This window comes from Bacillus sp. 1A, from assembly GCF_052682215.1.
Genome location: NZ_JBQYLZ010000001.1, coordinates 1296188 through 1320509 on the forward strand (window position 1 = coordinate 1296188; position 24322 = coordinate 1320509).

The 24322-nt window shown below is 34.9% G+C and carries 24 protein-coding genes and 1 pseudogene; all 25 read left to right on the top strand.

Annotated features, from left to right (window positions below):
- The first annotated feature begins 132 nt into the window (after positions 1-132).
- Positions 133-369 carry a DUF1146 family protein gene (locus tag ACUN0F_RS06490; RefSeq protein WP_000940744.1) on the top strand — a complete coding sequence of 79 codons (237 nt, stop codon included), beginning with the start codon at positions 133-135 and terminating at the stop codon, positions 367-369.
- A 51-nt stretch (positions 370-420) separates the two neighbouring features.
- Positions 421-1125, top strand: a complete 705-nt coding sequence (locus ACUN0F_RS06495; RefSeq protein ID WP_000767922.1) for a YwmB family TATA-box binding protein — start codon at positions 421-423, stop codon at positions 1123-1125.
- A 39-nt stretch (positions 1126-1164) separates the two neighbouring features.
- Positions 1165-2469 (top strand): UDP-N-acetylglucosamine 1-carboxyvinyltransferase, encoded by a 1305-nt coding sequence (gene murA / locus ACUN0F_RS06500; protein ID WP_000411269.1) that lies wholly within the window; start codon positions 1165-1167, stop codon positions 2467-2469.
- A gap of 207 nt (positions 2470-2676) precedes the next feature.
- Positions 2677-3696, top strand: coding sequence for a stage II sporulation protein D (gene spoIID, locus ACUN0F_RS06505; protein ID WP_000672643.1), 1020 nt, complete (start codon positions 2677-2679; stop codon positions 3694-3696).
- A 103-nt stretch (positions 3697-3799) separates the two neighbouring features.
- Positions 3800-4262: pseudogene (locus ACUN0F_RS06510) on the top strand (AMP-binding enzyme); the annotation flags it as partial.
- Positions 4263-4378: 116 nt separating this feature from the next.
- Positions 4379-5386, top strand: coding sequence for a LytTR family transcriptional regulator DNA-binding domain-containing protein (locus tag ACUN0F_RS06515; RefSeq protein ID WP_445539261.1), 1008 nt, complete (start codon positions 4379-4381; stop codon positions 5384-5386).
- A gap of 180 nt (positions 5387-5566) precedes the next feature.
- Positions 5567-6409, top strand: coding sequence for an ABC transporter ATP-binding protein (locus ACUN0F_RS06520; RefSeq protein WP_426970129.1), 843 nt, complete (start codon positions 5567-5569; stop codon positions 6407-6409).
- Positions 6409-7116, top strand: coding sequence for an ABC transporter permease (locus ACUN0F_RS06525; RefSeq protein WP_445539262.1), 708 nt, complete (start codon positions 6409-6411; stop codon positions 7114-7116). The genes ACUN0F_RS06520 and ACUN0F_RS06525 overlap by 1 nt, the downstream gene beginning before the upstream one ends.
- 161 nt (positions 7117-7277) lie before the next feature.
- Positions 7278-8162, top strand: coding sequence for a peptidoglycan DD-metalloendopeptidase family protein (locus ACUN0F_RS06530; RefSeq protein ID WP_445539263.1), 885 nt, complete (start codon positions 7278-7280; stop codon positions 8160-8162).
- A 288-nt stretch (positions 8163-8450) separates the two neighbouring features.
- Entirely contained in the window at positions 8451-8585 is a 135-nt protein-coding gene (locus tag ACUN0F_RS06535; RefSeq protein WP_000008903.1) for a hypothetical protein, read from the top strand.
- A gap of 309 nt (positions 8586-8894) precedes the next feature.
- Positions 8895-9167, top strand: coding sequence for a sporulation transcriptional regulator SpoIIID (gene spoIIID, locus ACUN0F_RS06540; RefSeq protein ID WP_000544012.1), 273 nt, complete (start codon positions 8895-8897; stop codon positions 9165-9167).
- 161 nt (positions 9168-9328) lie between these two features.
- Entirely contained in the window at positions 9329-10330 is a 1002-nt protein-coding gene (locus ACUN0F_RS06545; protein ID WP_076541461.1) for a rod shape-determining protein, read from the top strand.
- A 637-nt stretch (positions 10331-10967) separates the two neighbouring features.
- Positions 10968-11402: a 3-hydroxyacyl-ACP dehydratase FabZ gene (gene fabZ, locus ACUN0F_RS06550; protein ID WP_000931959.1), complete on the top strand. Its 435-nt coding sequence runs from the start codon at positions 10968-10970 to the stop codon at positions 11400-11402.
- Positions 11403-11765: 363 nt separating this feature from the next.
- Entirely contained in the window at positions 11766-12443 is a 678-nt protein-coding gene (locus ACUN0F_RS06555; protein ID WP_088047748.1) for a CpsD/CapB family tyrosine-protein kinase, read from the top strand.
- A 275-nt stretch (positions 12444-12718) separates the two neighbouring features.
- Positions 12719-13462: a YveK family protein gene (locus ACUN0F_RS06560; RefSeq protein WP_445539264.1), complete on the top strand. Its 744-nt coding sequence runs from the start codon at positions 12719-12721 to the stop codon at positions 13460-13462.
- On the top strand, positions 13452-14153 hold the full coding sequence (locus ACUN0F_RS06565; protein WP_098857503.1) for a CpsD/CapB family tyrosine-protein kinase: 702 nt from the start codon (positions 13452-13454) through the stop codon (positions 14151-14153). Before ACUN0F_RS06560 ends, ACUN0F_RS06565 begins: the two co-directional genes overlap by 11 nt.
- Positions 14154-14261: 108 nt before the next feature.
- The gene (locus tag ACUN0F_RS06570; RefSeq protein WP_445539265.1) at positions 14262-15029 is read left to right on the top strand and encodes a tyrosine-protein phosphatase; all 768 of its coding nucleotides are present in this window, start codon (positions 14262-14264) and stop codon (positions 15027-15029) included.
- A 243-nt stretch (positions 15030-15272) separates the two neighbouring features.
- Positions 15273-16154 (top strand): UTP--glucose-1-phosphate uridylyltransferase BpsC, encoded by an 882-nt coding sequence (gene bpsC, locus ACUN0F_RS06575; RefSeq protein WP_445539266.1) that lies wholly within the window; start codon positions 15273-15275, stop codon positions 16152-16154.
- A 60-nt stretch (positions 16155-16214) separates the two neighbouring features.
- Positions 16215-18023, top strand: coding sequence for a polysaccharide biosynthesis protein (locus ACUN0F_RS06580; RefSeq protein WP_445539267.1), 1809 nt, complete (start codon positions 16215-16217; stop codon positions 18021-18023).
- A 74-nt stretch (positions 18024-18097) separates the two neighbouring features.
- The gene (locus ACUN0F_RS06585; protein ID WP_098485630.1) at positions 18098-18688 is read left to right on the top strand and encodes a sugar transferase; all 591 of its coding nucleotides are present in this window, start codon (positions 18098-18100) and stop codon (positions 18686-18688) included.
- Positions 18689-18735: 47 nt separating this feature from the next.
- Positions 18736-19953, top strand: a complete 1218-nt coding sequence (locus ACUN0F_RS06590) for a glycosyltransferase family 4 protein (protein ID WP_445539268.1) — start codon at positions 18736-18738, stop codon at positions 19951-19953.
- Complete coding sequence (locus ACUN0F_RS06595; protein WP_098485632.1) at positions 19940-20980, top strand: polysaccharide biosynthesis protein; 1041 nt, start codon at positions 19940-19942, stop codon at positions 20978-20980. The genes ACUN0F_RS06590 and ACUN0F_RS06595 overlap by 14 nt, the downstream gene beginning before the upstream one ends.
- 15 nt (positions 20981-20995) lie before the next feature.
- Positions 20996-22105, top strand: a complete 1110-nt coding sequence (locus tag ACUN0F_RS06600) for a capsular polysaccharide biosynthesis protein CapF (RefSeq protein WP_445539269.1) — start codon at positions 20996-20998, stop codon at positions 22103-22105.
- Between the two features lie 3 nt (positions 22106-22108).
- Entirely contained in the window at positions 22109-23236 is a 1128-nt protein-coding gene (gene wecB / locus ACUN0F_RS06605) for a non-hydrolyzing UDP-N-acetylglucosamine 2-epimerase (RefSeq protein WP_445539270.1), read from the top strand.
- A gap of 3 nt (positions 23237-23239) precedes the next feature.
- Positions 23240-24322: a hypothetical protein gene (locus ACUN0F_RS06610; RefSeq protein ID WP_445539271.1), complete on the top strand. Its 1083-nt coding sequence runs from the start codon at positions 23240-23242 to the stop codon at positions 24320-24322.

Sequence of the window (24322 nt, forward strand, 5' to 3'; positions counted from 1 at the left end):
TTTTTTGAGAGCAAATTATGATGTGAAATGTAAGATGCTTATTTGTATTTGAAAAAGTGTGGCTCCTACTTATTATGGTATCGTTTTTATAGTATTTTGTAAGTAGTAGCTGGGTAAAAAGGGGTCGATTTTTTGGCACATCTTTTAGGGCAACAAGCACTGATTGCCATTGTTTCGCATTTATTGTTTATTACCATTACGTGGTGGGCCTTACAAGGTGTTCACATTGAGCGTTTAATGAAGTCTGGAAAGGTGATGCAGACGCGAGTGTTACTCATCCTAATTACAATTGCAATTGGGACATCTGTAAGTAACTTTTTCCTTGATTATTTAGGCTATTCAAAGAGTTTAACGTATTTAGTAAAGTAAGTGTATAGAACCTCATATCTCCGTTAACAATGGGGATAGGAGGGGATGAAATTGAAGCTTAAAGCCATTCTTATTGTTGTGATAAGTGTTGTTTTATTTTTGGTTGGATATAGAGAGATGAAACCGATCAGCGATGAACAGAAAATGGAGAGCATGATTGCAACTTTAGAGAAAAATGATGCTAAAGTAGAGAAGTGGTCATGGTTAGCGCGAGAAACAAAAACAATTTCTAATATACATATGTTTCAAAAGTTGTTAAACGATGTGAAGGACAAGGCGAATATTCAAAAGTGGGAATTAGAGCAATCTCCAGATGGATATAAAGCTACATCCTATAAAAAGTTTTCTTCTTATGAAGAACGAGTAGTAGTAACATGGAGTAAGGAAAATACTAAAGAAAACACTTTCATTATTTTTGAAGTAAGCGGGGCGAAATGGGACCCGAAGTACATTCAGAAAACAAATAAAATTTTTAGTGAAAAACCTATAATTTACACTTGTGTTCAAGGTGTACTGAATGATAAGATTGAAGGTGTTTTGCAAAATAAAACCAATCAGTTTTTGAAAGATCTTTCAGCAAGAGCGATCGAACAGATAGAAGAAAGAGCATTTGTGTCAGTCTCCGCATACAATAAAAAGTGGGATGACGCTCTTTCAACAAATAGAGAGAAAATAAATGTGCAAATAGCAATACGTTCTACAGACAACAAAGATACAATTGTGGTTGGCACACCGATCATAACTTCTGAGTATTGAGTGAATAGATACTGAAAAAAGGACACGGAGGGGAATAATTTGGAAAAGATCATCGTCCGTGGCGGAAAGCGGTTAAACGGCACAGTGCGTGTTGAGGGCGCAAAAAATGCTGTATTACCTATAATCGCTGCAGCCCTATTAGCGAGTGATGGAAAGAATGTACTATCTGAAGTACCAGTTTTGTCTGATGTATACACAATTAATGAGGTATTACGTCATTTAAATGCTGAAGTCGTATTTGAAAATAACCAAGTAACAATCGATGCTTCTAAAGAACTAAACATTGAAGCACCATTTGAATATGTACGTAAAATGCGTGCATCTGTTCAAGTAATGGGACCATTACTTGCACGTAACGGCCGTGCTCGCATTGCACTTCCTGGTGGATGTGCAATTGGTTCACGTCCAATTGACCAACATTTAAAAGGCTTCGAAGCAATGGGAGCAAAAGTACAGGTTGGTAATGGTTTTGTTGAGGCATACGTTGAGGGAGAACTAAAAGGGGCTAAAATTTATTTAGACTTCCCAAGCGTGGGCGCGACAGAAAACATTATGTCTGCAGCTACATTAGCAAAAGGGACAACAATCCTTGAAAACGCAGCGAAAGAACCAGAAATCGTTGACTTAGCTAACTTCTTAAATGCGATGGGAGCGAAAGTACGCGGAGCTGGAACTGGAACGATTCGTATCGAAGGCGTTGATAAATTATATGGTGGAAACCACTCTATTATTCCTGACCGTATTGAAGCGGGAACATTCATGGTTGCAGCGGCAATTACTGGTGGAGACATCTTAATTGAAAATGCTGTGCCTGAACATTTACGCTCAATTACAGCGAAAATGGAAGAAATGGGTGTTAAAGTTATTGAGGAAAATGAAGGTGTACGTGTTATCGGCCCAGATAAGTTAAAAGCGGTTGATATTAAAACGATGCCTCACCCAGGTTTCCCAACAGACATGCAATCACAAATGATGGCATTATTACTACAAGCTGATGGAACAAGTATGATTACAGAAACGGTATTCGAAAACCGCTTTATGCACGTTGAAGAATTCCGTCGTATGAATGCTGATATTAAAATCGAAGGTCGTTCTGTTATTATGAACGGTCCAAACAGCTTACAAGGTGCTGAAGTAGGCGCAACTGACTTACGTGCTGCTGCTGCATTAATCTTAGCTGGTTTAGTATCTGAAGGTTACACTCGTGTAACTGAGTTAAAGCATCTTGACCGTGGTTATGTAGATTTCCATAAGAAATTAGCTGCATTAGGTGCAACTATTGAACGTGTAAACGAAAAAGTAGAAGAAGTGAAAGAACAAGAAGTTTCTGATCTTCACGCTTAATTGAAATAGTCTCTACGTCTTTTGACGTAGGGGCTATTTTTTTGGGTTATTACTGTTATAGTCAATAAATTCTATACTTATGCACGTACCAGTAAAAATATTTAGAAAATTTTCGTTTTAGCCGGTTCCCCTTAAGTATGTTCTAAAAGAAAGAGTTGTTCCATAAGAATGAATGGAGTAAAGCTTTTGGATATTGGGGGAAATAAGATGAAATTTTCAAAGCCACTTTTTATCACAGTAGCGCTTCTCATAGCGCTCGTTATCATTGTACCTGCTGCTCTTGTTATTCCGTTTGCGAAAGCAAAAGTAGGGGAAGAGGCAGCTTCTAAAACTCCTCCAGCGATAGAAAGTATACCAGCTCCAGGGAAAGTGGATACAGCGGTTCAAGTTGCTGTATATCGTGATCGGCAAAAGAAGGTAGAAACATTACCTATGGAGGAGTATGTGACCGGTGTAGTAGCTTCTGAGATGAATGCCAGTTTTGAAATAGAGGCGCTAAAGGCGCAGGCATTAGCAGCGAGAACATTTGTGGTACAGCGTATGCTAAGCGGAGGTAAGAAAAACAATGCGGACGTGACCGATACGGTGAAAGATCAAGTGTACAAAAGTAAAGAAGAATTGAAGAAACAATGGGGCAATAACTACGAAAATAATTTGAAGAAAATCGAAGAAGCCGTTTCGAAAACCGCAGGACAAGTTTTAACGTATGATGGAAAACCAATCTCAGCATCCTTCTTCTCAACGAGTAATGGCCGGACAGAAAATGCAGCTGATTATTGGGGAAATGATTATCCGTACTTAAAGAGCGTAGATAGTCCGTGGGATCAAGCCTCTCCAAAATTTACGAGCGAGCAAACCTTTACAGTAGCTGACTTTCAAAAACGTCTTGGTGTGAAGGTGTTGGCAGACGGGAAGGTTGGAAATATTAAAGATCTTACGGAAGGAAAGCGAGTAAAAGACGTAGCATTTCAAGGGAAAACATTAACAGGAAAGCAAGTTCGTGAAAAGTTAGATTTACGCTCTTCTGACTTCACGTGGAAACAAGATGGAGATAAAATCATTGTTACGACGAAAGGCTTCGGCCACGGCGTCGGCATGAGCCAATACGGAGCAAATGGCATGGCAGCGGAAGGCAAGAAATATACAGATATCGTTGCTCATTATTATAAAGGTGTCGAAATAAAGTCGATGAATGATTATGAAGGAAAGTTAATGGTGAAGAAGTAGGGGGGAAAGAGGCCGTTCCAAGAGGTATATTGGGACGGTTTTCTTTTGTTAGTGGATAGGTTAATAGATATATTAAAAAAATCGTCAATGTTTAGTGGTGACAGAACTCTGTTTAAAGGGCCCATGGATCGCTGGAAGCTATTATAAGGATGAACGTACAGAAGAATCAATGAAAGACGGTTGGCTCTATACAGGAGACATTGTCACGGTTGATTCGGAAGGATGTATTAAGATTGCTGATCGTACGAAAGATTTAATTAAAAGTGGAGGCGAATGGATTTCTTCCGTAGATTTAGAAAATGCCTTAATGTCGCATGATAAAGTGTTAGAAGCATCTGTTGTGGCGGTGCTGCATGAAAAACGTCCCGTTTGCTTGCGTTGTACTAAAAGAGGGACAAGCAGTAGAAAGAGAAGATCTGTATGTTTTACTAGAAGCAGAGTTTCCAAAATGATGTATGCCAGACGATATTTTATTTGTAAACGAAAGTCCGAAAACATCTGTAGGGAAATTCTTAAAGAGAACGCTGCGTGATCAGCTCAAGACGTATATGATAGAGCAAAACTAGAGAAGAAGGCTATCCTCTTATTTGGATAGCCTTCTTTTTATAGTGCTTCATAAAATATCAAAAATTTCCATTAATTGTTTGGTATAATGTGATAAAAAGCATTCGGGGGAGACGAAATGGCGTTATTGGAGTTGAAACAATTAGGGAAGACGAACCAGTTACCGGTAATTGAGCTAGAGGTTGAGAAAGGGCAATGTGTTGTTTTGCAGTGTAATAACCATACAGCAAAGATTTTGCACCGCATCATTATTGGGGAGGAAGAAGCATCAGCGGGAAATGTACTGTTTGAAGGTGAAGCAATCGGAAGGAAAAATTATTCCCGCATCGGTTTTTGTTTTTTGAAAGATGCAGCATATGATCGTTTGAAGGTGAAGGAATACTTTAAGTTTTTAATAGGTCTTTATGAATCGAATATGAGCACGGAAGAAGTTGTACAATATGTCGGCCTTTTAGATAAGTTAAACGTTAAAATAGAAAAACTATCATTTTCAGAGAAACGCCGTCTTCATATCGGGCGAGTTATGATTCATAATCCGGATTTAGTTATTTTGGAAGAGCCAGAGCAAAATGTAGATACTGAGAGTACGATTATTATTCGAAAAGCAATCATGAAAATGAAAGAGCAAGGAAAGGCAATCTTTATCACGTCATCCTTTCTATCGGACGCCCTTTCATTAACAGAAGATGTATACATATTAAACAATAATGGTGTGAAAAAAGTAGAAATTGAACAAGAGGAAGCAGAAGAAGTCGATGAAGAGAAGGTCGTTCAAATGATTCCGCAAATGAAGTTAGAAAGAATACCAGCGAAAGTGAACGATAAAATCATTTTACTTGATCCAATGGAAATTCATTTCATTGAAACGCAAAATGGAGTGACACATATTCACGTTCGTGAAGGGGATTTCGTATGCTCATTAACATTAAGCGAACTAGAAGCAAGGTTAACAGGTTTTGGTTTCTTTAGATGTCATCGTTCTTACCTTGTGAATTTACAAAGGGTTCGAGAAGTGATTACTTGGACTCGTAATAGTTTTAGTTTAATTTTGGATGACGAAAGAAAAAGTTCAATTCCGCTTTCAAAAGGACGAATGGATGAATTAAAAGGTGTCATTGGGCTATAAAAGGTGCTCCAATAAGTTCGAAATACGATTCATTCACCGGTAAAAATACTCCTTTTACCGGTATTTTACTGCGCCTACCCTTTGTTTTTCATATGATTGAGTCAAGAAAAGCAAAACAAAAAACGAAAAGCGCTAAAGCGACTTTCATTTATAAAAGAGAAAAACAAAGGGGATGACGAGATGACATTGGCAATTGAAATGAAAGATGTAATGAAAAGTTTCAACGAAAAAACGGCACTTCGAAATGTGAATATTGAGGTGAAGCAAGGCGAAATTTTCGGATTCCTCGGACCGAGTGGATCTGGGAAAACGACAACAGTAAAGATTTTAACTTCTCAATTACTGCATAGCGTTGGAACGGTAAGAGTATTAGGTAAAGATATTACAGGACCAAGCAATATCGATTACAAACGAATTGGTATTTTAACAGACAATAGCGGTTTATATGAAAGACTGAGCATTTATGATAACTTACTATTATTTTGTGACTTATACGATTGCAAAAAAGAACGAATCGATGAAGTGCTAGCACAAGTGAATCTATTAGATGATAAAAAAACACCAGTAAAGAAACTATCAAAAGGGATGAAGCAACGCGTTACACTAGCAAGAGCAATCCTTCATAAACCAGATATCCTCTTCTTAGACGAGCCAACATCTGCACTCGATCCAGTAAACGTGCAAAACATTCATAAAATCTTAAAAGACTTGAACAAAGAAGGAACGACAATTTTCTTAACGACGCACAACATGGACGAAGCAGAAACACTTTGTAACCGCATCGCCTTTCTATGCGGCGGAGAAATTGTAGCGCTTGATACACCAGAAAACCTTCGCTTACAATACGCGAAAAACCAAATACAAGTCGTATTAAAAGATAAGCAAAAAGAAGTCGTGCAAAAAGATGAATTAGGTGCAAAACGCATTTCAGAATGGATGAAAAAAGGAGAACTATTATCCATTCATTCTTACGAGCCAACGCTAGGAGATATTTTTATTGAAGTTACTGGGAGGGGATTATAATGACATTTTCAATGAGACGATTTTCAGCTATTTTTCGGAAAGAGGTACAGGATATTAAAACAAATGCATCGGTACTTGTAATGGCGGCGATGCCAATTATGTTTGCTTTTGTTTATCAACAGATGGATGGGCCGAAAGACCAAATAGCTAATATGGTAACTTTAATGACCTTAATAATGGTAGGGAGCTTTGTTCAAGCGGCTTTAATTGCGGAAGAAAAAGAAAAGCATACTTTACGTGTTATGATGTTATCACCAACATCATCATTAGAAGTATTACTAGGAAAAAGCGCATTAACAGGTCTTATTACATTTGTGATTTGTATTAGTAACTTCGCCATTTTAGGTGTGGTAAAGGGAAATATGGTTTTAATAGTTCTATTTTTAATTATTAGTATATTTTTCTTCCTTATGTTAGGTACGGCAATTGGATTATTAGCTAAAACAATGGCATCGACATCAGTAGTAGGTATGCCGATCTTGTTTGTTTTTTTCCTGGCTCCAATGTTAGGAGAATTTATTAAAAATAAGTTTGTAACAAAGGCAATTGAGTTTCTTCCAACGAAACATCTTGTAGATGCAATGCCAAAGATGCTGGCTGGAAAAGGTTTTTCAACTGTTAGTGGTGATTTAATAAATATTATAATTTGGTGTGCCCTTTCAATTATTCTTTGTATGGTGGTTTACAAAAAGAAACAAATGGACTAAAAACTGAGCCGAAACGCTCAGTTTTTTCTATTTTCTATCATTTCCTCGGAAATTTTACAATTCCTATACATATTTTTACAGATTTTGTCGAAAAGTAATTAGTTATACGTTGTATAGGATACGTGAATATTGTTCAAAATGATTGCTGAGGTGATGATGGAATGCGAGGAAGAAATAATAAAAAGTCGCAAAAGGTAGTACATTTATTTCAAAAAAGATGGGTGTTTCCGGCACTATACATTGCTTGTGCAGCGGTAATTTTAATGGTTGCGCTATGGTTCCAAGGGGCTAATCCGAAGAAGACTCCGAACCAAGATCAAGCAACACCGTATACACAATCGGAAGATCCAGCAGTACCAGTAACGAAATCTTCAGAAGTAGTGAAAATGCCAGCTGCCGCGAGTGTGGAAGTAGTCGTACAGAAGAAATTCTATGAAGATGCAGCAACTGAGGCGGAACAAGAAAAAGCACTTGTCTTTTATAACAACACATATTCCCCAAATAAAGGAATCGACATTGCTGCGAAGAATGGAAAAGAATTCGATGTAGCTGCTGCTTTAAGTGGTACAGTAACGAAAGCTGAAAAAGATTCACTTCTTGGTTATGTTGTAACAGTTGATAGCGGAAATGGTGTAGCAGTTTCTTATCAAAGCTTAGGCAGTGTGAAAGTAGAAAAAGGTGCACGAGTTGCACAAGGTGAAGTATTAGGAAAATCCGGTCTAAGTGCAATGAATAAAGAAGCAGGTTCTCACGTTCACTTTGAAGTACGTAAAGACAACGTGGCTGTGAACCCTGAGCGCTACTTAAATAAGTCAGTAGCAGAAATTAAAGCTGATGCAGGTGCTGCAAAAGCAACGAATGCTTCTGGTAAAAAGGCTGATGACAAATCTCAAAAAGAAGAAAAGTCAACGAGCACGAAACCAGAAAGTAAAACAGAAGATAAGTCTCAAAAAGAAGAGAAATCGACAAGCGGTTCGACTAGTGACAAAAAAGAAGAGCCGAAGAAAGAAGAAAAATCAACAAATAGTTCTTCTTCACAAGAATAAGAAAGTGAAAAAATCAGTTCTCACTAGGAGAGCTGATTTTTTTACTTTTACCCCGCATTAACGGGAAGTAAGACCCCTACTTCAAAATTCAGTGAAAGCTAAGAAGTTAGGCCTGGGGTCAACTGCCCGTAAAAGCCCGATTGGTGAAGGCTAAGAATCATTGGGAAATGGCGCCCACTGATTAAAGTTTCACTTTATATAAAAATACTCAATTTCGTGAAAAAAGTTGCAATAACAAGGAAATATGACGAGATTCTCGAATATATATTACAAACAGGAGGGGATACTGTGTCATTTTTATTTGTTCTGTCGACTGCTATTATTTTATTGTTTGTTTTATTCACTTTATATTATTATATTGCCGGTAAGAAAGAGGTTCCCCACCATCAATTGTTAGAAGAAGAGTTGGAACGAGAAGAATGACACCTTATATACAAGGTGTCATTTTTTTTTCGCCAAAATAGTCACTGTTAACGTATTTCTCACAAAAAAACGTAATTTTTCTTAACTTAGTCCGCAAAAATAGTGAACATGTAGCATATATCAGTAGTGCGGGCAATACAATGGTATAAACCAAAGCAAAGAGAGTGTTTGAGGTGAGAAATCGTGAATCATTTCATTATAAATCCAAGAATGTTTAACGCTTACAAACAGCACTCACACTTACTTCTTAGTGGTATGCAGCGAGGCTCATTTCACACTTCTCACATCCAATTTAGGGAGGCGAGTGGTGTGCACGATTACATCAAAGAGAGAACTATCAAGATTGGTAAGTATATCGTGGAGACAAGAAAGACAGTGCGTGTCATTGCAAAGGAATTTGGGGTATCAAAGAGTACAGTCCATAAAGATTTAACGGAACGTCTACCAGAAATTAATCCAGAGCTCGCAAATGAAGTGAAAGAAATTCTTGATTATCATAAGTCTATTCGTCATTTAAGAGGCGGAGAAGCAACAAAACAAAAGTATAGAAAAGAAGATGTAGAAAAGCCGGTACGTCAATAAATATGCAATCGCAAACATTCCGTTTCAATTCGGTAATATTTTTCAGAAGAATTCTTTTTGCGAATATTACGTTTCTGTTAAATTTATGATAAAATCAGAAATTAGGTGTAAAAGAATTCGGGTATAACCTGATTTTGAATATCGAGGAGGAAATGACGGGAATGTTTGCGCGAGATATCGGAATTGACCTAGGTACGGCTAATGTATTAATTCATGTTAAAGGCAAGGGTATTGTATTAAATGAGCCATCTGTTGTGGCAATTGATCGTAATAGTGGGAAAGTATTAGCAGTAGGTGAAGAAGCAAGAAGTATGGTGGGACGTACACCTGGTAATATTGTAGCAATTCGTCCGCTTAAAGATGGTGTAATCGCAGATTTCGAAATTACAGAAGCAATGTTAAAGTATTTCATTAACAAATTGGACGTGAAGAGCTTCTTTTCAAAACCTCGCATTTTAATTTGTTGTCCAACAAATATCACATCAGTAGAACAAAAAGCAATTCGTGAGGCTGCTGAACGTTCAGGTGGTAAAACAGTATTTTTAGAAGAAGAACCAAAAGTAGCCGCAGTTGGTGCTGGTATGGAAATCTTCCAACCAAGCGGTAACATGGTTGTTGATATTGGTGGAGGTACAACAGATATCGCTGTACTATCTATGGGTGATATTGTTACCTCTTCCTCTATCAAAATGGCTGGCGATAAGTTTGATATGGAGATCTTAAACTACGTTAAACGTAAGTATAAGCTATTAATTGGAGAACGTACTTCAGAAAATATTAAAATTAAAGTTGGTACAGTATTCCCAGGTGCACGTAGCGAAGAGCTTGAAATTCGCGGACGTGACATGGTAACGGGCTTACCACGTACAATTACAGTATGCTCTGAAGAAATTACAGAAGCACTAAAAGAAGACGCGGCTATCATTGTACAAGCTGCAAAAGGCGTACTAGAGCGCACGCCACCAGAACTATCTGCGGACATTATCGACCGCGGTGTTATTCTAACAGGCGGTGGAGCTTTACTACACGGTATCGACATGCTTCTAGCAGAAGAACTAAAAGTACCAGTATTAATTGCTGAAAACCCAATGCAATGTGTTGCGGTTGGTACAGGTATTATGTTAGAGAATATCGATAAATTACCAAAGCGTGCTTTACGATAAAGTGAAGCTTTAATCAGTGGGGGCATCCCCCGCTTATTATTAGCTCGCAAATAGTGGAGAAGATGAGAAGAACTAAGGTGTTAACCTTAGTTCTTTTTTATTTTTCTATTTTTTTATTTTGATTTTTTGAGAAAATAGAAGAAAAATAAAGAAAAACGAAGGAAATAGGTAAAATATTCATATATATGGTTAAATTTAATATTTCCTTATTTGAAAACGTTTATAATATAATGAGTCGAATACGACATTAAGGCAAATCATGTTCAAATACATATTGCCTTTCCCTAATTTGGGCATACACTCTTTTCTACCTCCGTGTCAGTTGCAAGTATTTGCAGCTATTTTAAGAGAATAGAGTGTGTGCATTTTTTTATATATAAAGCTGAATAGATATTAAAATTTCACTTTATCCCGCATTAACGGGCAGTAAGACTCCCGCCTTAAAATTCCGCGGATAAGGGAGTTAGGCGGGAGATCAACTGCCCGTAAAAGCCCGATTGGTGAAGGCTAATAATCAGTGGGAAAGGGCACCCACTGATTAAAGTTTCACTTTATAATGACAAACAATAAACAAAATGGGATAATAAACAATATGTCCAAGTGGTAAGACCAATATTACAAAAGGGGCGATTATTGTATGCTAAATATAGAACAAATTAAAGAAATCATTCCTCACCGTTATCCATTTTTACTTGTTGATAAAATATTAGAAGTAGATGAAGGTAAAAGAGCGGTTGGAATTAAAAATGTATCCGCAAACGAAGAATTCTTTAACGGACACTTTCCTGACTATGCAGTAATGCCCGGTGTACTTATTGTAGAAGCATTAGCACAAGTCGGCGCAGTTGCGGTATTAAAGAAAGAAGAAAACCGCGGAAGACTTGCTTTCTTCGCTGGTATCGACAATTGTCGTTTCAAAAAACAAGTACGTCCAGGTGATCAACTTCGCCTAGAAGTAGAAATGACACGTGTACGTGGTCCAATCGGAAAAGGAAAAGCAATCGCAACAGTAGATGGTGAAGTTGCATGTGAAGCTGAAATTACATTTGCGATTGGTGATAAAAAAGAATAGAGAGTAATAAAAAAATCCTTTTGTAATATACAGAAGGATTTTTTTATTACTCTATTTTTAGTTGGAAATACCAGAGGTCAGATTAATCAGATTTTTCATTGTTAATTATTGGAAATGCGTGTATAATGACGCTATAAATATTTTGAAATTAAGATAAATGATAGCGTGATAAAAATAGAGATGTCGTTGTCACATTATAGAAGGTGTGAGATAGGACAAAGGTTATTCTGATTCGTTATGATGAATTGTAGAGGAAAGTAATGGAGAAATTTAACGGTAGAAGCAAATGAAAAATTGGCGTAGCATATCGAGCATAAAAGAGAAAAAGGAGAAAATGTCGTATTCTGAAAAGGAGACCATAACATGTTCGGGAGAAAGAAAAGGAAGCCATTAAGACAATTAATTACAAATAAAGAGCCTAAATCACGCATTGCGGAACAATATCGTAATATCCGTACAAATATTGAATTTACATCTGTAGATAACCATATTCGTTCTATCATTGTCACTTCAGCAGATCCAGGTGATGGAAAAACAACGACCATTTCTAATTTAGCAGTTGTTTTTGGACAACAAGGGAAAAAAGTATTGTTAATTGGAGCTGACTTACGTAAACCAACATTGCAAAACTTATTTGCTGCACACAATCCAAATGGATTAACAAATTTATTATCAGGACAGGCTTCGTTTGTGCAATGTATTCAAAAAACAGACATAGAGAACGTATATGTCATGTCAGCGGGGCCAATTCCGCCAAATCCAGCGGAGCTACTAGGCTATCGTAAAATGGACGAAGTACTTCTAGAGGCATATAAGATGTTTGACATCGTTTTGATTGATACACCACCTGTACTGGCCGTTACAGATGCACAAATACTCGCTAATAAATGTGATGGGATTGTATTAGTAGCGCGCAGTGAAAAAACAGAAAAAGATAAACTAATAAAAGCGAAACAAATATTAGATAAAGCATCCGGAAAGCTACTTGGTGTTATATTAAACGATAAAAGAGAAGAACAAGAGCAATATGGATATTATTAGAAAATAATGTATGAAATAGTATTTTTTTAAAGCTAGTAATTTTTTTACTAGCTTTTTTGAATTGTTATAAAATTTTGTATCGTATTATACGGAGAGCATGATATAATAGAATTTTTGGCAAATTGATGGAATGTGTTGTCATATTTAAGATTATTTTGTAAGATTATATATGTTTTTAAATAACAATCGTACATAGATATTACTAAAATAAAAAAATGTAAGATTATATGTTATAATTTTTCTTATGTGCAAATTTTAGAAAGTTGGAGGAACTTATGGAAGAAACAATTAGTTTGAAAGAGTTATTTCATATTTTAAAAAAACGTTTAGCAATGATCCTCGTAATCGCCTTTGGTGCAGCTATTGTAAGTGCTATTATTAGCTTCTTCTTCATGACACCAATCTATCAATCTTCTACGCAAATTCTTGTGAACCAGAAGAAGCAAGAAGGGGCAGCAATTCAATACAATGAGGTACAAACAAATATTCAGTTAACAAATACATACAAAGTTATAATTAAAAGTCCTGTTATTTTGGATCAAGTGAAAGAAAAACTGGCTTTAAATTTAACAACAGAAATTTTAAATGAAAAGATTGAAGTAGCTAATAAGAAAGATTCACAAGTTGTAGAAGTAACAGTACAAGATAAAAATCCTAAGTTAGCTCGTGATATTGCAAATACAACTGCCGAAGTATTTCAAAGTGAAGTAGCAAAAATCATGAGTGTTAACAATGTCACTGTACTATCAAAAGCAGAATTGCCAGAAGAATTATCGCCTATTAAGCCCCGACCAATGGTAAATGTTGTGATCGTCTTTGTTCTTGGTTTAATGGCTTCCGTTGGTCTTGCATTCTTACTAGAATACTTAGATAACACAGTGAAAAAAGAAGAAGATGTAGAAAATTTACTTGGCTTACCAGTGTTAGGTATTGTAGCTCGTATGGATGAAGAAACAATGAACGTGAAATCACACGCTCCATCATCAAGAAAAGTGAGGGGACAAACAATTGGCTCTTAATTTATTTAAAAAGAAAAAAAATCATCGTCAACGTCGTCAATTAATTGCTCATCAACAACCGAAATCACCAATTTCAGAGCAATATCGTAATATTCGAACGAATATCGAATTTGCAGCTGTTGATACGAATTTACATTCATTAATGGTAACATCTGCAAACCCAAGTGAAGGGAAAACAACGACAACAGCAAATATGGCAGTTGTGTTTGCCCAACAAGGAAAGAAAGTATTATTAATTGATGCAGATATGCGTAAACCAGCGATGCATCAAATGTTTCAAGTAGATAATATTTTTGGACTAACGAACGTATTAACACATAGTGAACGTCTAGAGAAATGTGTACAAACGACAGCTGTAGATAATCTGCATTTTTTAGCTTGTGGTCCAATCCCGCCAAACCCAGCAGAATTATTAGGTTCAAAATCGATGCAAGAGCTTCTCGCACAAGCGTATAGCCTGTATGATTTAGTTGTTTTTGATCTGCCACCAATTTTAGCTGTAACTGACGCACAAATTATGGCAAATGTATGTGATGCTTCTATTCTTGTCGTTCGTAGTGAATCGACAGAAAAGGAAACAGCAGTAAAAGCAAAAGGTTTATTAGAATCAGCAAAAGGTAAACTGTTAGGCGTTGTTCTGAATGATCGTGAACGTGAACAGGGCTTATATTATTACTACGGTGCAAATTAATTGAAAGAGTGAGATATGGGAAGAACATATCTCCTTTTTTCCCTTGAATATGAGATTTCTCATATTCAAGGGAAAAAAGATTTATATGAGAGAGGGAGGATGAAACAAATGATAGATTTACATTGTCACATTTTACCTGGTATCGATGACGGTGCACAGACAGTAACAGATAGTTTAGTGATGGCGCAAAAGGCAATAGAGGAAGGTATTCATACAGTTGTCGCAACACCGCATCATCAAAATGGAAAATATATAAATGAACGTACCTCAATTCTTCATCAAGTAAAACAACTAAATGATGAACTGCAACAACATAATATTCCACTTACCATTTTACCGGGGCAAGAGGTCAGGTTATATGGTGACATATTAGAAGACTATGAAGCTGGTAAAATCGTTACTTTAAATGAAACAAACAAATACATATTCATTGAATTTCCATCTAATCATGTACCTCGTTATGCAGAACAACTATTTTATGAACTACGTGTAAAAGGAATGATCCCAATTATCGTTCATCCCGAACGTAATGCCGAGTTAATCGAGAGGCCAGATAAGTTATATAACCTTGTCAATAAAGGTGTATTAACACAAGTGACGGCAGGTAGTTTGCTAGGTAAGTTTGGTAAAAAAATCAAAAAGTTTTCATTGCAGCTTGTGGAGCATAATTTAACCCATATGATCGCATCAGATGCACATAACACAACATCAAGAGGATTCCATTTAGCAGAAAGCTATGAATTAGTTGAGAAAGAATTCGGAATGAACGTTATGAGCGACTTAAAAGAAAATCCGTATTTAATCATTAGCGGGAAAGCAATTTATAAAGAAGATCCGGAACAAATTCGTCGTAAAAAATTGTTCGGTATTTTTTAAATAAAGAACTGGTGATGTCTCCTAACCGTTATCAACGGAGGCACTCGGTCGTGCTGTGGGTAGAAAATTTATTTTCGAACCTACCTTAGACGCTTGTCGTCGGGAGTATGACGTGAGGATGGGTTGGATGCCCATACTTTTATTTATAATAGAAACTCTACCTATGGAGTTATAAACATGACTCTATAGGTAGGGTTTTTGTTATTGTTACATATAAATAAAATAGTATAAGGAGGGCTACAATTGAAAAAAGTACGAAAAGCGATTATTCCAGCAGCTGGTCTTGGCACGAGATTTTTACCAGCAACGAAAGCAATGCCGAAAGAAATGTTACCAATTGTCGATAAACCGACAATCCAATACATAGTAGAAGAAGCGATAGAATCAGGAATTGAAGATATTATTATTGTGACTGGAAAAGGGAAACGTGCGATTGAAGATCATTTTGATCATTCCTTTGAATTAGAACAAAACCTGTTAGAAAAGGGAAAACATGAAATGCTTGAAAAAGTACAAGCTTCTTCAAAAATTAATATTCATTACATAAGACAAAAAGAACCAAAAGGACTTGGTCATGCGGTATGGTGCGCACGTAAATTTATTGGAAATGAGCCGTTTGCAGTATTACTTGGTGATGATATTGTACAAGCAGAAACACCATGTTTACGACAACTAATGGATCAATATGAAGGAACACAATCATCAGTTATAGGTGTACAAACGGTACCAGAAAATGAAACACATCGTTACGGTATTATCGATCCAGTTGAACAAAATGACCGTCGTTATCAAGTGCGTCAATTTGTTGAAAAGCCAGCAGAAGGTACAGCACCATCAAATTTAGCAATTATGGGTCGTTACGTATTAACGCCAGAAATCTTTATGTTCCTAGAGAATCAACAAACAGGTGCTGGTGGAGAAATCCAATTAACTGATGCAATTCAACGATTAAATGAACTGCAAAGAGTGTTTGCCTATGACTTCGAAGGTACTCGTTATGATGTTGGGGAGAAGTTTGGATTTATTAAAACGACAATTGAAATGGCACTTCAAAATGAAGAGTTGAAAACAGATTTGATGAAATATATAACAAAAATTGTAAAAAAAGAAGAGGCACATTCATAAAAGGATGTCTTTTTTTATTATTAATAAGATAGTAATTAAACAAAGAAGGGGATAGATATATTGAGTTATCGAAAACGGCTCTCATTATTAACATTATTAGATTCATTCATCGTTTTAACTGCCGTGTATTTAAGTTATTGGTTTGTGCATCCCAATATATTAAGTAAAATTCCTGCGACAGTAATTATTAGTTCTATTACATTATTATGTAGTCATCATATTTTTGCGGCTATTTATAAGCTTTATAACAAGGCATGGGAATATGCAAGTATTGGAGAACTGAAACAAATATTTAAAGCAATTACACTTTCTATAATTGTAACAGCAATTGTTCAACAAATTATAAATCATGATATTTATGTTCGAATTTTGGCTATCGCATGGATGCTACATTTATTATTAATAGGTGGTTCTCGCTTTTTATGGCGTATGTTCCGTGATACGTATATTACTAAACCGACTAATAAGAAACGCACATTAATTGTTGGTGCAGGCTCAGCAGGTACTATGGTAGTTAGACAGTTACTACATAATAAGGAAGCAGATTTATATCCAATTGCGTTTGTCGATGATGATAGAAATAAGCAAAAATTAGAAATTTATAATGTTCCAGTCATTGGTACAACAAATCATATTAAAGAAGTTGTAGAAGATAATGATATTGAACACATTATTATTGCTATTCCGTCTTTAAATCGTAAACAAATAAACGAGATTTTTGAAAAGTGTAGAAAAACAAAAGCTAAAACTCAAATTGTACCAATGCTTGAAGATCTTCTAGATGGTAAAGTGTCTGTCAATGAAGTGCGTGATGTACAAGTAGAGGATTTATTAGGTAGGGAACCAATTCAATTAGATGATGCGGGAATCGGAGAAAAGATTGCAGGTAAAACAATTTTAGTAACAGGTGCTGGTGGATCTATTGGATCAGAAATTTGCCGCCAAGTGATGAAATATAAACCAGCAAAAATTGTTCTTTTAGGACATGGTGAAAATAGTATTTATAACATAGAAATGGAAATGCGGGTTACATATAAGGATTCAGTTGAAGTTACTACAGAAATTGCTGATGTACAAGATCGTCATAAAATTTTTGAAATCGTGAAGAAACATCAACCATACATTGTGTATCATGCAGCTGCACATAAACATGTACCTTTAATGGAACGTAATCCTGAAGAGGCTGTGAAAAATAATATTTTTGGTACAAAAAATGTTGCAGAAGCAGCTGATACATTTAAAGTAAATACGTTTGTAATGGTCTCTACAGACAAAGCTGTAAACCCTACGAATGTAATGGGGGCAACAAAGAGATTCGCAGAAATGCTTGTACAACATTTGGCAGCGGTGAGTAATAATACAAGGTTCGTTGCTGTTCGGTTTGGGAATGTTCTTGGTAGTAGGGGAAGTGTAATCCCATTATTTAAGAAGCAAATTCAAAAGGGTGGACCTGTAACTGTTACTCATCCAGATATGATTCGTTACTTCATGACAATACCAGAGGCTTCAAGACTAGTGATTCAAGCTGGAACGTTAGCTAAAGGTGGAGAACTTTTTGTCCTTGATATGGGAGATCCAGTGAAAATTGTTGATTTAGCAAAGAATCTTATTACCCTTTCGGGGTATTCCATTGAAGAAATTGGAATTGAATTTACCGGATTGAGGCCGGGAGAGAAAATGTATGAAGAACTATTAAATGAAAGTGAAATACATCCAGAACAGATTTTTCCGAAGATTCATGTGGGGAAAGCTATTTTAATGGATCAAGGTATTTTATTGGAGTTTATGCATGATTTTGAATACATGAATAAAGAAGAAATAAGGGAACGGTTATTGGATATAGCTAATAATAAAGTGCTTGTAAATTAAAAAGGCTTCATTTTTATTAACAAGATATTAAAAATAACCTAAAGTATAAATTAATATAATCGGGGTTGTGAAAAATGCTATATGTAAATTATATGAAACGTGTGATGGATTTTATTATTTCGTTAATGGGATTAATAATTCTATCACCTATATTTTTATTATTAATTTTGTGTATAAAGATTGATTCGAGAGGTCCAGTTTTATTTAAGCAATGTCGAATTGGAAAAGATAAATCTGAGTTTTATATTCTAAAGTTTAGAACAATGAAAATAGATACACCTAATGATACACCTACACATCTTTTAGAAAATCCAAATCAATATATTACCAAGGTTGGTCGTTTTTTACGTAAAACAAGTTTAGATGAACTCCCACAAATTGTGAATATTCTTAAAGGTGAGATGAGTATAGTTGGTCCTAGGCCGGCGCTTTGGAATCAATATGATTTAATTAAAGAACGTGATATGTATAATGCAAATGATATTCGTCCAGGCCTTACTGGCTGGGCACAAGTTAATGGTAGGGATGAATTACCTATAAATATAAAAGCTAAGCTAGATGGAGAATATGTTCAAAAAATAAATTTTGTTTTTGATATTAGAATATGTTTTAAAACAATACTTAGTGTAGCTAAAAGTGAAGGTGTTAAAGAAGGGAATAATTAATAAAACCAGCTTTTTAGCAATATTAAGAGTTTAGGAGTAAAGTCATAATGAAAATACTTGTAGTGTGTCAATATTTTTTTCCTGAACAGTTTAGAGTCAATGATATTTGTTCTGAACTAGTACGAGAAGGACATGAAGTAACTGTTCTAACAGGGCTTCCTAATTACCCTAGTGGAATTGTAGATGAAAGATATAGAGTATTTAAAAATAGAAAAGAAGAAATAAATGGAGTGAAAGTAATACGTTCATGGCTCCTTGGAAGGGGAAAAGGGACTAAAAGATTAGCTCTAAATTATATTAGTTTCGCTATATCATCTACATTAAAATCCATCTTTATGAAGAAGGATTTTGACCTTATTTTAGTGTATCAACTTTCTCCTGTAACGATGGCAATACCTGGTGTTATTTTGAAAAAAATGACGAAGAAGCCCCTTGTATTATATTGCCATGATTTGTGGCCTGAGAGTATTGCATCGGCTGGTATTTCGCCGAATAGTAAAGTATATAGAGTGTTGTTAAAAATAAGTAAATGGATTTATAAAAGTGCAGATGAGATCTTTACAAGTTCTAAATTGTTTGAGGAGTATTTTAAAGATACTTTAAATATTAAGAGTAACATTACACACCTTCCAGTATACGCTGAGGCATTATTTGAAAATATTGATTCTATCAATAAAAAAGATGGAATTATAAATTTAGTATTTGCAGGTAACATAGGTGAAATGCAAAGTGTGGAAACAATTATTTATGCTGCAAATGAACTTAAAAAAGATAGTGGTATTAAGTTTCATATTGTAGGAGATGGATCTTCACGTAAAAAATGTGAAGAACTGACCAAGGATTTAGAAATTAATAATGTTATATTCCATGGGCAATACCCTATTACAGAAATGCCAAGATTTTATGAGATGGCAGATGCCTTCTTAATTACATTAAAGGAAAATAAAGTAATATCATATACATTACCTAATAAAGTTCAATCGTATATGGCTGCTGGAAAGCCTATTATAGGTGCGATAAACGGAGAAACTCAAATTGTTATAAATGAGGCGAATTGTGGATTATGTTCCTCAGCAGAGAATTATATAGAATTGGCTAATAATATAAGGAATTTTGCTAAAGAAACAGACAAACATTTGTTATATGGAGAAAATGCGAGGAATTACTATGATTGTAATTTCTCTAAAAAGATTTATATGGAGAGACTGAATAACTTATTAAATGAAATAAAATTAGAGGGGGCTAGTAAGTATGTTCAAAAATAAAACGCTACTAATCACAGGAGGTACAGGATCTTTTGGTAATGCGGTGATGGAAAGATTCTTAGATACTGATATAAAAGAAATTCGTATTTTTTCACGTGATGAAAAAAAACAGGATGACATGAGAAAACTCTATACAAATGACAAACTTAAATTTTATTTGGGAGATGTAAGAGATTTAGCAAGTGTTAAAAATGCCATGCATGGTGTAGATTATGTTTTTCATGCAGCTGCATTAAAACAGGTGCCTTCATGTGAATTTTTCCCGTTAGAAGCAGTAAAGACTAACATTATAGGTACGGATAATGTACTAACAGCTTCTATAGAATATGATGTGAAGAAAGTTATCTGTTTATCTACAGATAAAGCTGCTTATCCAATCAATGCTATGGGTATTTCGAAAGCGATGATGGAAAAAGTGTTTGTGGCAAAATCAAAAACAGTATCTCCAGAGAATACACTTATTTGTGGTACGAGATATGGTAATGTTATGGCTTCACGTGGATCAGTTATTCCATTATTTATAGAACAAATTAAAGCGGGCCAACCCTTAACTGTGACTGATCCTAATATGACAAGATTCCTGATGAGCTTAGAAGAGGCAGTAGAATTAGTAGTATTTGCATTTCAAAATGCTGTAGCTGGGGATATTATGGTTCAAAAATCTCCTGCAAGTACCATTGGGGATCTTGCTCAAGCTGTAAAGGAATTATTTAATGTTGATAATGAAGTTAAAGTAATTGGTACACGCCACGGAGAGAAGCGTTATGAGACATTATTGACGAAGGAAGAATACGTGGTAGCGGAAGATTTAGGTGGTTTCTTTAGGGTTCCTGCGGACCGAAGAGATCTTAACTATGATAAGTATTTTGCAGAAGGAAATCAAAAACTTACTACTGTTGGAGAATATAATTCAGATAATACACAAATCCTTGATATTGAGCAAATTAAAGAAAAATTATTAGAATTAGATTATGTAAAACAAGAACTTAAGGAATGGAATAAGACAAATATTTATTCAATGAATTAGAGGGCGGGATAACTAATGAAAATTCTTGTTACAGGTGCAAAGGGCTTCCTTGGGAAAAACCTCGTTGCCGAACTTGGAAATCAGGGGTATAAAGATGTATTCGAATTTTCTAGAGAAGATAATATTACATTACTTGAAAGGTATACGAGAGAATGTGATTTTGTTTTCCATTTAGCTGGTGTGAATAGACCTAAGGATGAAAAAGAATTTATGGAAGGAAATGCTGAATTTACATCTCAATTGCTAAACTTATTAAAAGAGCATGGTAATAAGGTCCCTGTACTTATTACTTCTTCCATTCAGGCAGAAAATAATAATCCTTATGGAAAAAGTAAAAAAGCTGGTGAGGAGGCATTATTCAATTATTCTAAAGAAACTGGTGCTAAAGCTTATGTATATAGACTCCCAAACCTATTTGGGAAGTGGAGTAAACCTAACTACAATACGGTGGTAGCAACGTATTGTCATAATATTTCCAGAGGTTTAGATATTCAAGTAAATAATCCTGATGTAGAACTAAATCTTTGTTATATAGATGATGTTTTGGAAGAGTTTTTAAGGGCTTTGAAGCATAATCCAACTATACAGGATGAGCATTGTTTTGTTCCTATAACACATAAGATTAAGCTTGGAGAATTAGCAAATGTTATAAAAAACTTTAAAGAAAGTAGGGGGAATTTAAGTATTTCAAACATGGGAGATGCTCTAACTAAAAAGCTTTATAGTACATACTTGAGTTTTTTACCTGAAGACGAGTTTGCATATGATCTTAAAATGAATATTGATAATAGAGGTTCATTCACGGAATTTATTAGAACGGCTGAAAGAGGACAAGTTTCTATAAATGTATCCAAACCAGGAATTACAAAAGGAAACCATTGGCATCATACCAAAAACGAAAAGTTTTTAGTCGTGAGTGGTGAAGGTTTAATTCGATTTAGAAAGATAGATTCAGATGATATTATTGAATATCGTGTGAATGGGGAAAAGTTACAAGTTGTTGATATACCAATTGGATATACACATTCCATTGTAAATGTAGGGGAAAATGATCTTGTGACAGTAATGTGGGTAAATGAATGTTTTAATCCTGAAAGACCAGACACTTATTTTTTGGAGGTATAATTCATGGGAAAATTAAAAGTTATGACAATTATTGGTACTAGACCGGAAATTATAAGGCTTTCGGAAACTATTAAAGCGTGCGATAGATATTTCGATCATGTTCTTGTTCATACAGGACAAAATTGGGATTATACATTAAACCAAGTGTTTTTTGAAGACTTAGGCTTAAGAGAACCGGATCATTATTTAAATGCTGCAGGCTCAAATCTTGGTGAAACGATGGGGAATATTATTGCTAAAGTTTATGAAGTTCTAGAAACAGAAAAACCGGATGCACTTCTTATTTTAGGAGATACAAATAGTTGTCTTGCGGCTATTCCAGCAAAACGTTTAAAAATACCAATTTTCCATATGGAAGCGGGAAACAGATGTTTCGATCAAAATGTACCAGAGGAAATTAATCGAAAAATTGTAGATCATACATCAGATATTAATCTACCGTATACTGAACACAGTAGAAGACACTTAATTTCTGAAGGGATTCGCAGAGAACACATCTTTGTTACAGGGTCACCAATGACAGAGGTAATCCATAAGCATATGGATAAAATACAAAAAAGTAGTATTTTAAAAGAGTTAGATTTAGTAGAAGGAAAGTATATTGTTGTATCTGCGCATCGTGAAGAAAATATAGATAATGAAGAAAACTTTATGTCTTTAATGAATGCTTTAAATCAAATTGCAGAAACATATCAAATTCCATTAGTATATTCAACACATCCAAGAAGTTGGAAAAAAATAGAGGAACGTGGCTTTAACTTCCATCCTCTAATTAGGCAGTTAAAGCCATTTGGATTCCTTGATTATAATAAATTACAATTAAATTCATTTTGTGTTCTTTCAGATAGTGGTACTCTTTCTGAAGAGGCTGCAATTCTTGGATTCCCAGGTGTGCTTATCCGTACTTCAACAGAGCGCCCAGAAGTTCTTGATAAGGGCACAGTAGTTGTTGGGGGAATCAAAGAGTTAGATATTATTCAAGCTGTAGAACTATCACGTGCGATGTGGGAGAATTCAGAAGCAACAGTACTTGCACTTGATTATGTTGATACTAATGTATCTACAAAAGTAATTAAGCTAATTCAAAGCTATACAAAAATAATTAATAAAGTAATTTGGGGAAAGGCCTAAGCAATGAAAGCTAAAATATGTTTTGTTTGTTTAAGTAATATGTATCTAGTTCCATATCTATCAAAGTATGAAGAAAATATAGATAATCCTTATGATGTAATATATTGGAATAGGCATGGTGTAAAAGAGACATCGTCGGCTGAAAATTTATTTCCTTTTGAATATCAAATGAATGAAAATTTAAGCAAAAAACAGAAGTTAGTAGGCTATATGAAATTTAGGGCATTTGCAAAAAGCATTTTAGAGAAGAACAATTATGATGGAGTAATTGTTCTTCACACAACAACGGGTATTCTGTTGAAAAGTGTATTGAAAAAATATTATAAAAAGAAATATATTATTGATATTCGCGATTATACTATGGAAAAGAATCCATTGTTTTATGCTTTTGAAAAGGATTTGATAGAGCATTCGGCTTTAGCGGTTATTTCTTCTAAGGGTTACGAATCTTTTTTGCCAAAGTATGATTATGTTTTATCTCATAATGATATCAGTATTTCTAAATCTACTATCCGTGATTTTAGAAATACAAAGATAATAAATGAGAATAAAATTAGTATTTCCTTTATAGGTTTGATTAGATTTCATGAACAAAATAAAAAGGTGATAGCTAGATTTGCAAACGATCAAAGATTTGTTTTAAACTTCATTGGTGCGGATGCTTTTGCATTACGTTCATATTGTGAAAATTTAAAAGTCAGCAATGTTAATCTTATCGACCGATTTCCGCCAGAAAAAACGATGGATTATTATAAAATGACTGATATGATAAATAATCTCTATGGAAATAATTCGATGCTCCTCGATTATGCCTTATCCAATAAGTTATATTATGCAGCTTTATTAGGATTACCTATCCTAGTTTCACCAGATACGTATATGGAGGAAGTTGCATGTAATTATGGATTTGGTTACAGTGTGGATTTAAACTCTGATACAGTTTGTGATGATATTTATCATTACTATAGAAATATAGATTGGGAAGAGTTTTATGATTCGTGTGATCAATTTTTATTAGATGTAAATGCAGATAATGAAAAATTTAAAAAAGCTATTAATAATTATATTTTAGATATTAAAGAATGA

What these genes read in the sequence shown, in the direction of transcription:
- spoIID (WP_000672643.1), top strand. Translation starts at nt 2,677, where the DNA reads ATGAAATTTTCAAAGCCACTTTTTATCACAGTAGCGCTTCTCATAGCG.
- ACUN0F_RS06515 (WP_445539261.1), top strand. Translation starts at nt 4,379, where the DNA reads ATGGCGTTATTGGAGTTGAAACAATTAGGGAAGACGAACCAGTTACCG.
- ACUN0F_RS06520 (WP_426970129.1), top strand. Translation starts at nt 5,567, where the DNA reads ATGACATTGGCAATTGAAATGAAAGATGTAATGAAAAGTTTCAACGAA.
- ACUN0F_RS06525 (WP_445539262.1), top strand. Translation starts at nt 6,409, where the DNA reads ATGACATTTTCAATGAGACGATTTTCAGCTATTTTTCGGAAAGAGGTA.
- ACUN0F_RS06530 (WP_445539263.1), top strand. Translation starts at nt 7,278, where the DNA reads ATGCGAGGAAGAAATAATAAAAAGTCGCAAAAGGTAGTACATTTATTT.
- ACUN0F_RS06545 (WP_076541461.1), top strand. Translation starts at nt 9,329, where the DNA reads ATGTTTGCGCGAGATATCGGAATTGACCTAGGTACGGCTAATGTATTA.
- fabZ (WP_000931959.1), top strand. Translation starts at nt 10,968, where the DNA reads ATGCTAAATATAGAACAAATTAAAGAAATCATTCCTCACCGTTATCCA.
- ACUN0F_RS06555 (WP_088047748.1), top strand. Translation starts at nt 11,766, where the DNA reads ATGTTCGGGAGAAAGAAAAGGAAGCCATTAAGACAATTAATTACAAAT.
- ACUN0F_RS06560 (WP_445539264.1), top strand. Translation starts at nt 12,719, where the DNA reads ATGGAAGAAACAATTAGTTTGAAAGAGTTATTTCATATTTTAAAAAAA.
- ACUN0F_RS06570 (WP_445539265.1), top strand. Translation starts at nt 14,262, where the DNA reads ATGATAGATTTACATTGTCACATTTTACCTGGTATCGATGACGGTGCA.
- ACUN0F_RS06585 (WP_098485630.1), top strand. Translation starts at nt 18,098, where the DNA reads ATGCTATATGTAAATTATATGAAACGTGTGATGGATTTTATTATTTCG.
- ACUN0F_RS06590 (WP_445539268.1), top strand. Translation starts at nt 18,736, where the DNA reads ATGAAAATACTTGTAGTGTGTCAATATTTTTTTCCTGAACAGTTTAGA.
- ACUN0F_RS06595 (WP_098485632.1), top strand. Translation starts at nt 19,940, where the DNA reads ATGTTCAAAAATAAAACGCTACTAATCACAGGAGGTACAGGATCTTTT.
- ACUN0F_RS06600 (WP_445539269.1), top strand. Translation starts at nt 20,996, where the DNA reads ATGAAAATTCTTGTTACAGGTGCAAAGGGCTTCCTTGGGAAAAACCTC.
- wecB (WP_445539270.1), top strand. Translation starts at nt 22,109, where the DNA reads ATGGGAAAATTAAAAGTTATGACAATTATTGGTACTAGACCGGAAATT.
- ACUN0F_RS06610 (WP_445539271.1), top strand. Translation starts at nt 23,240, where the DNA reads ATGAAAGCTAAAATATGTTTTGTTTGTTTAAGTAATATGTATCTAGTT.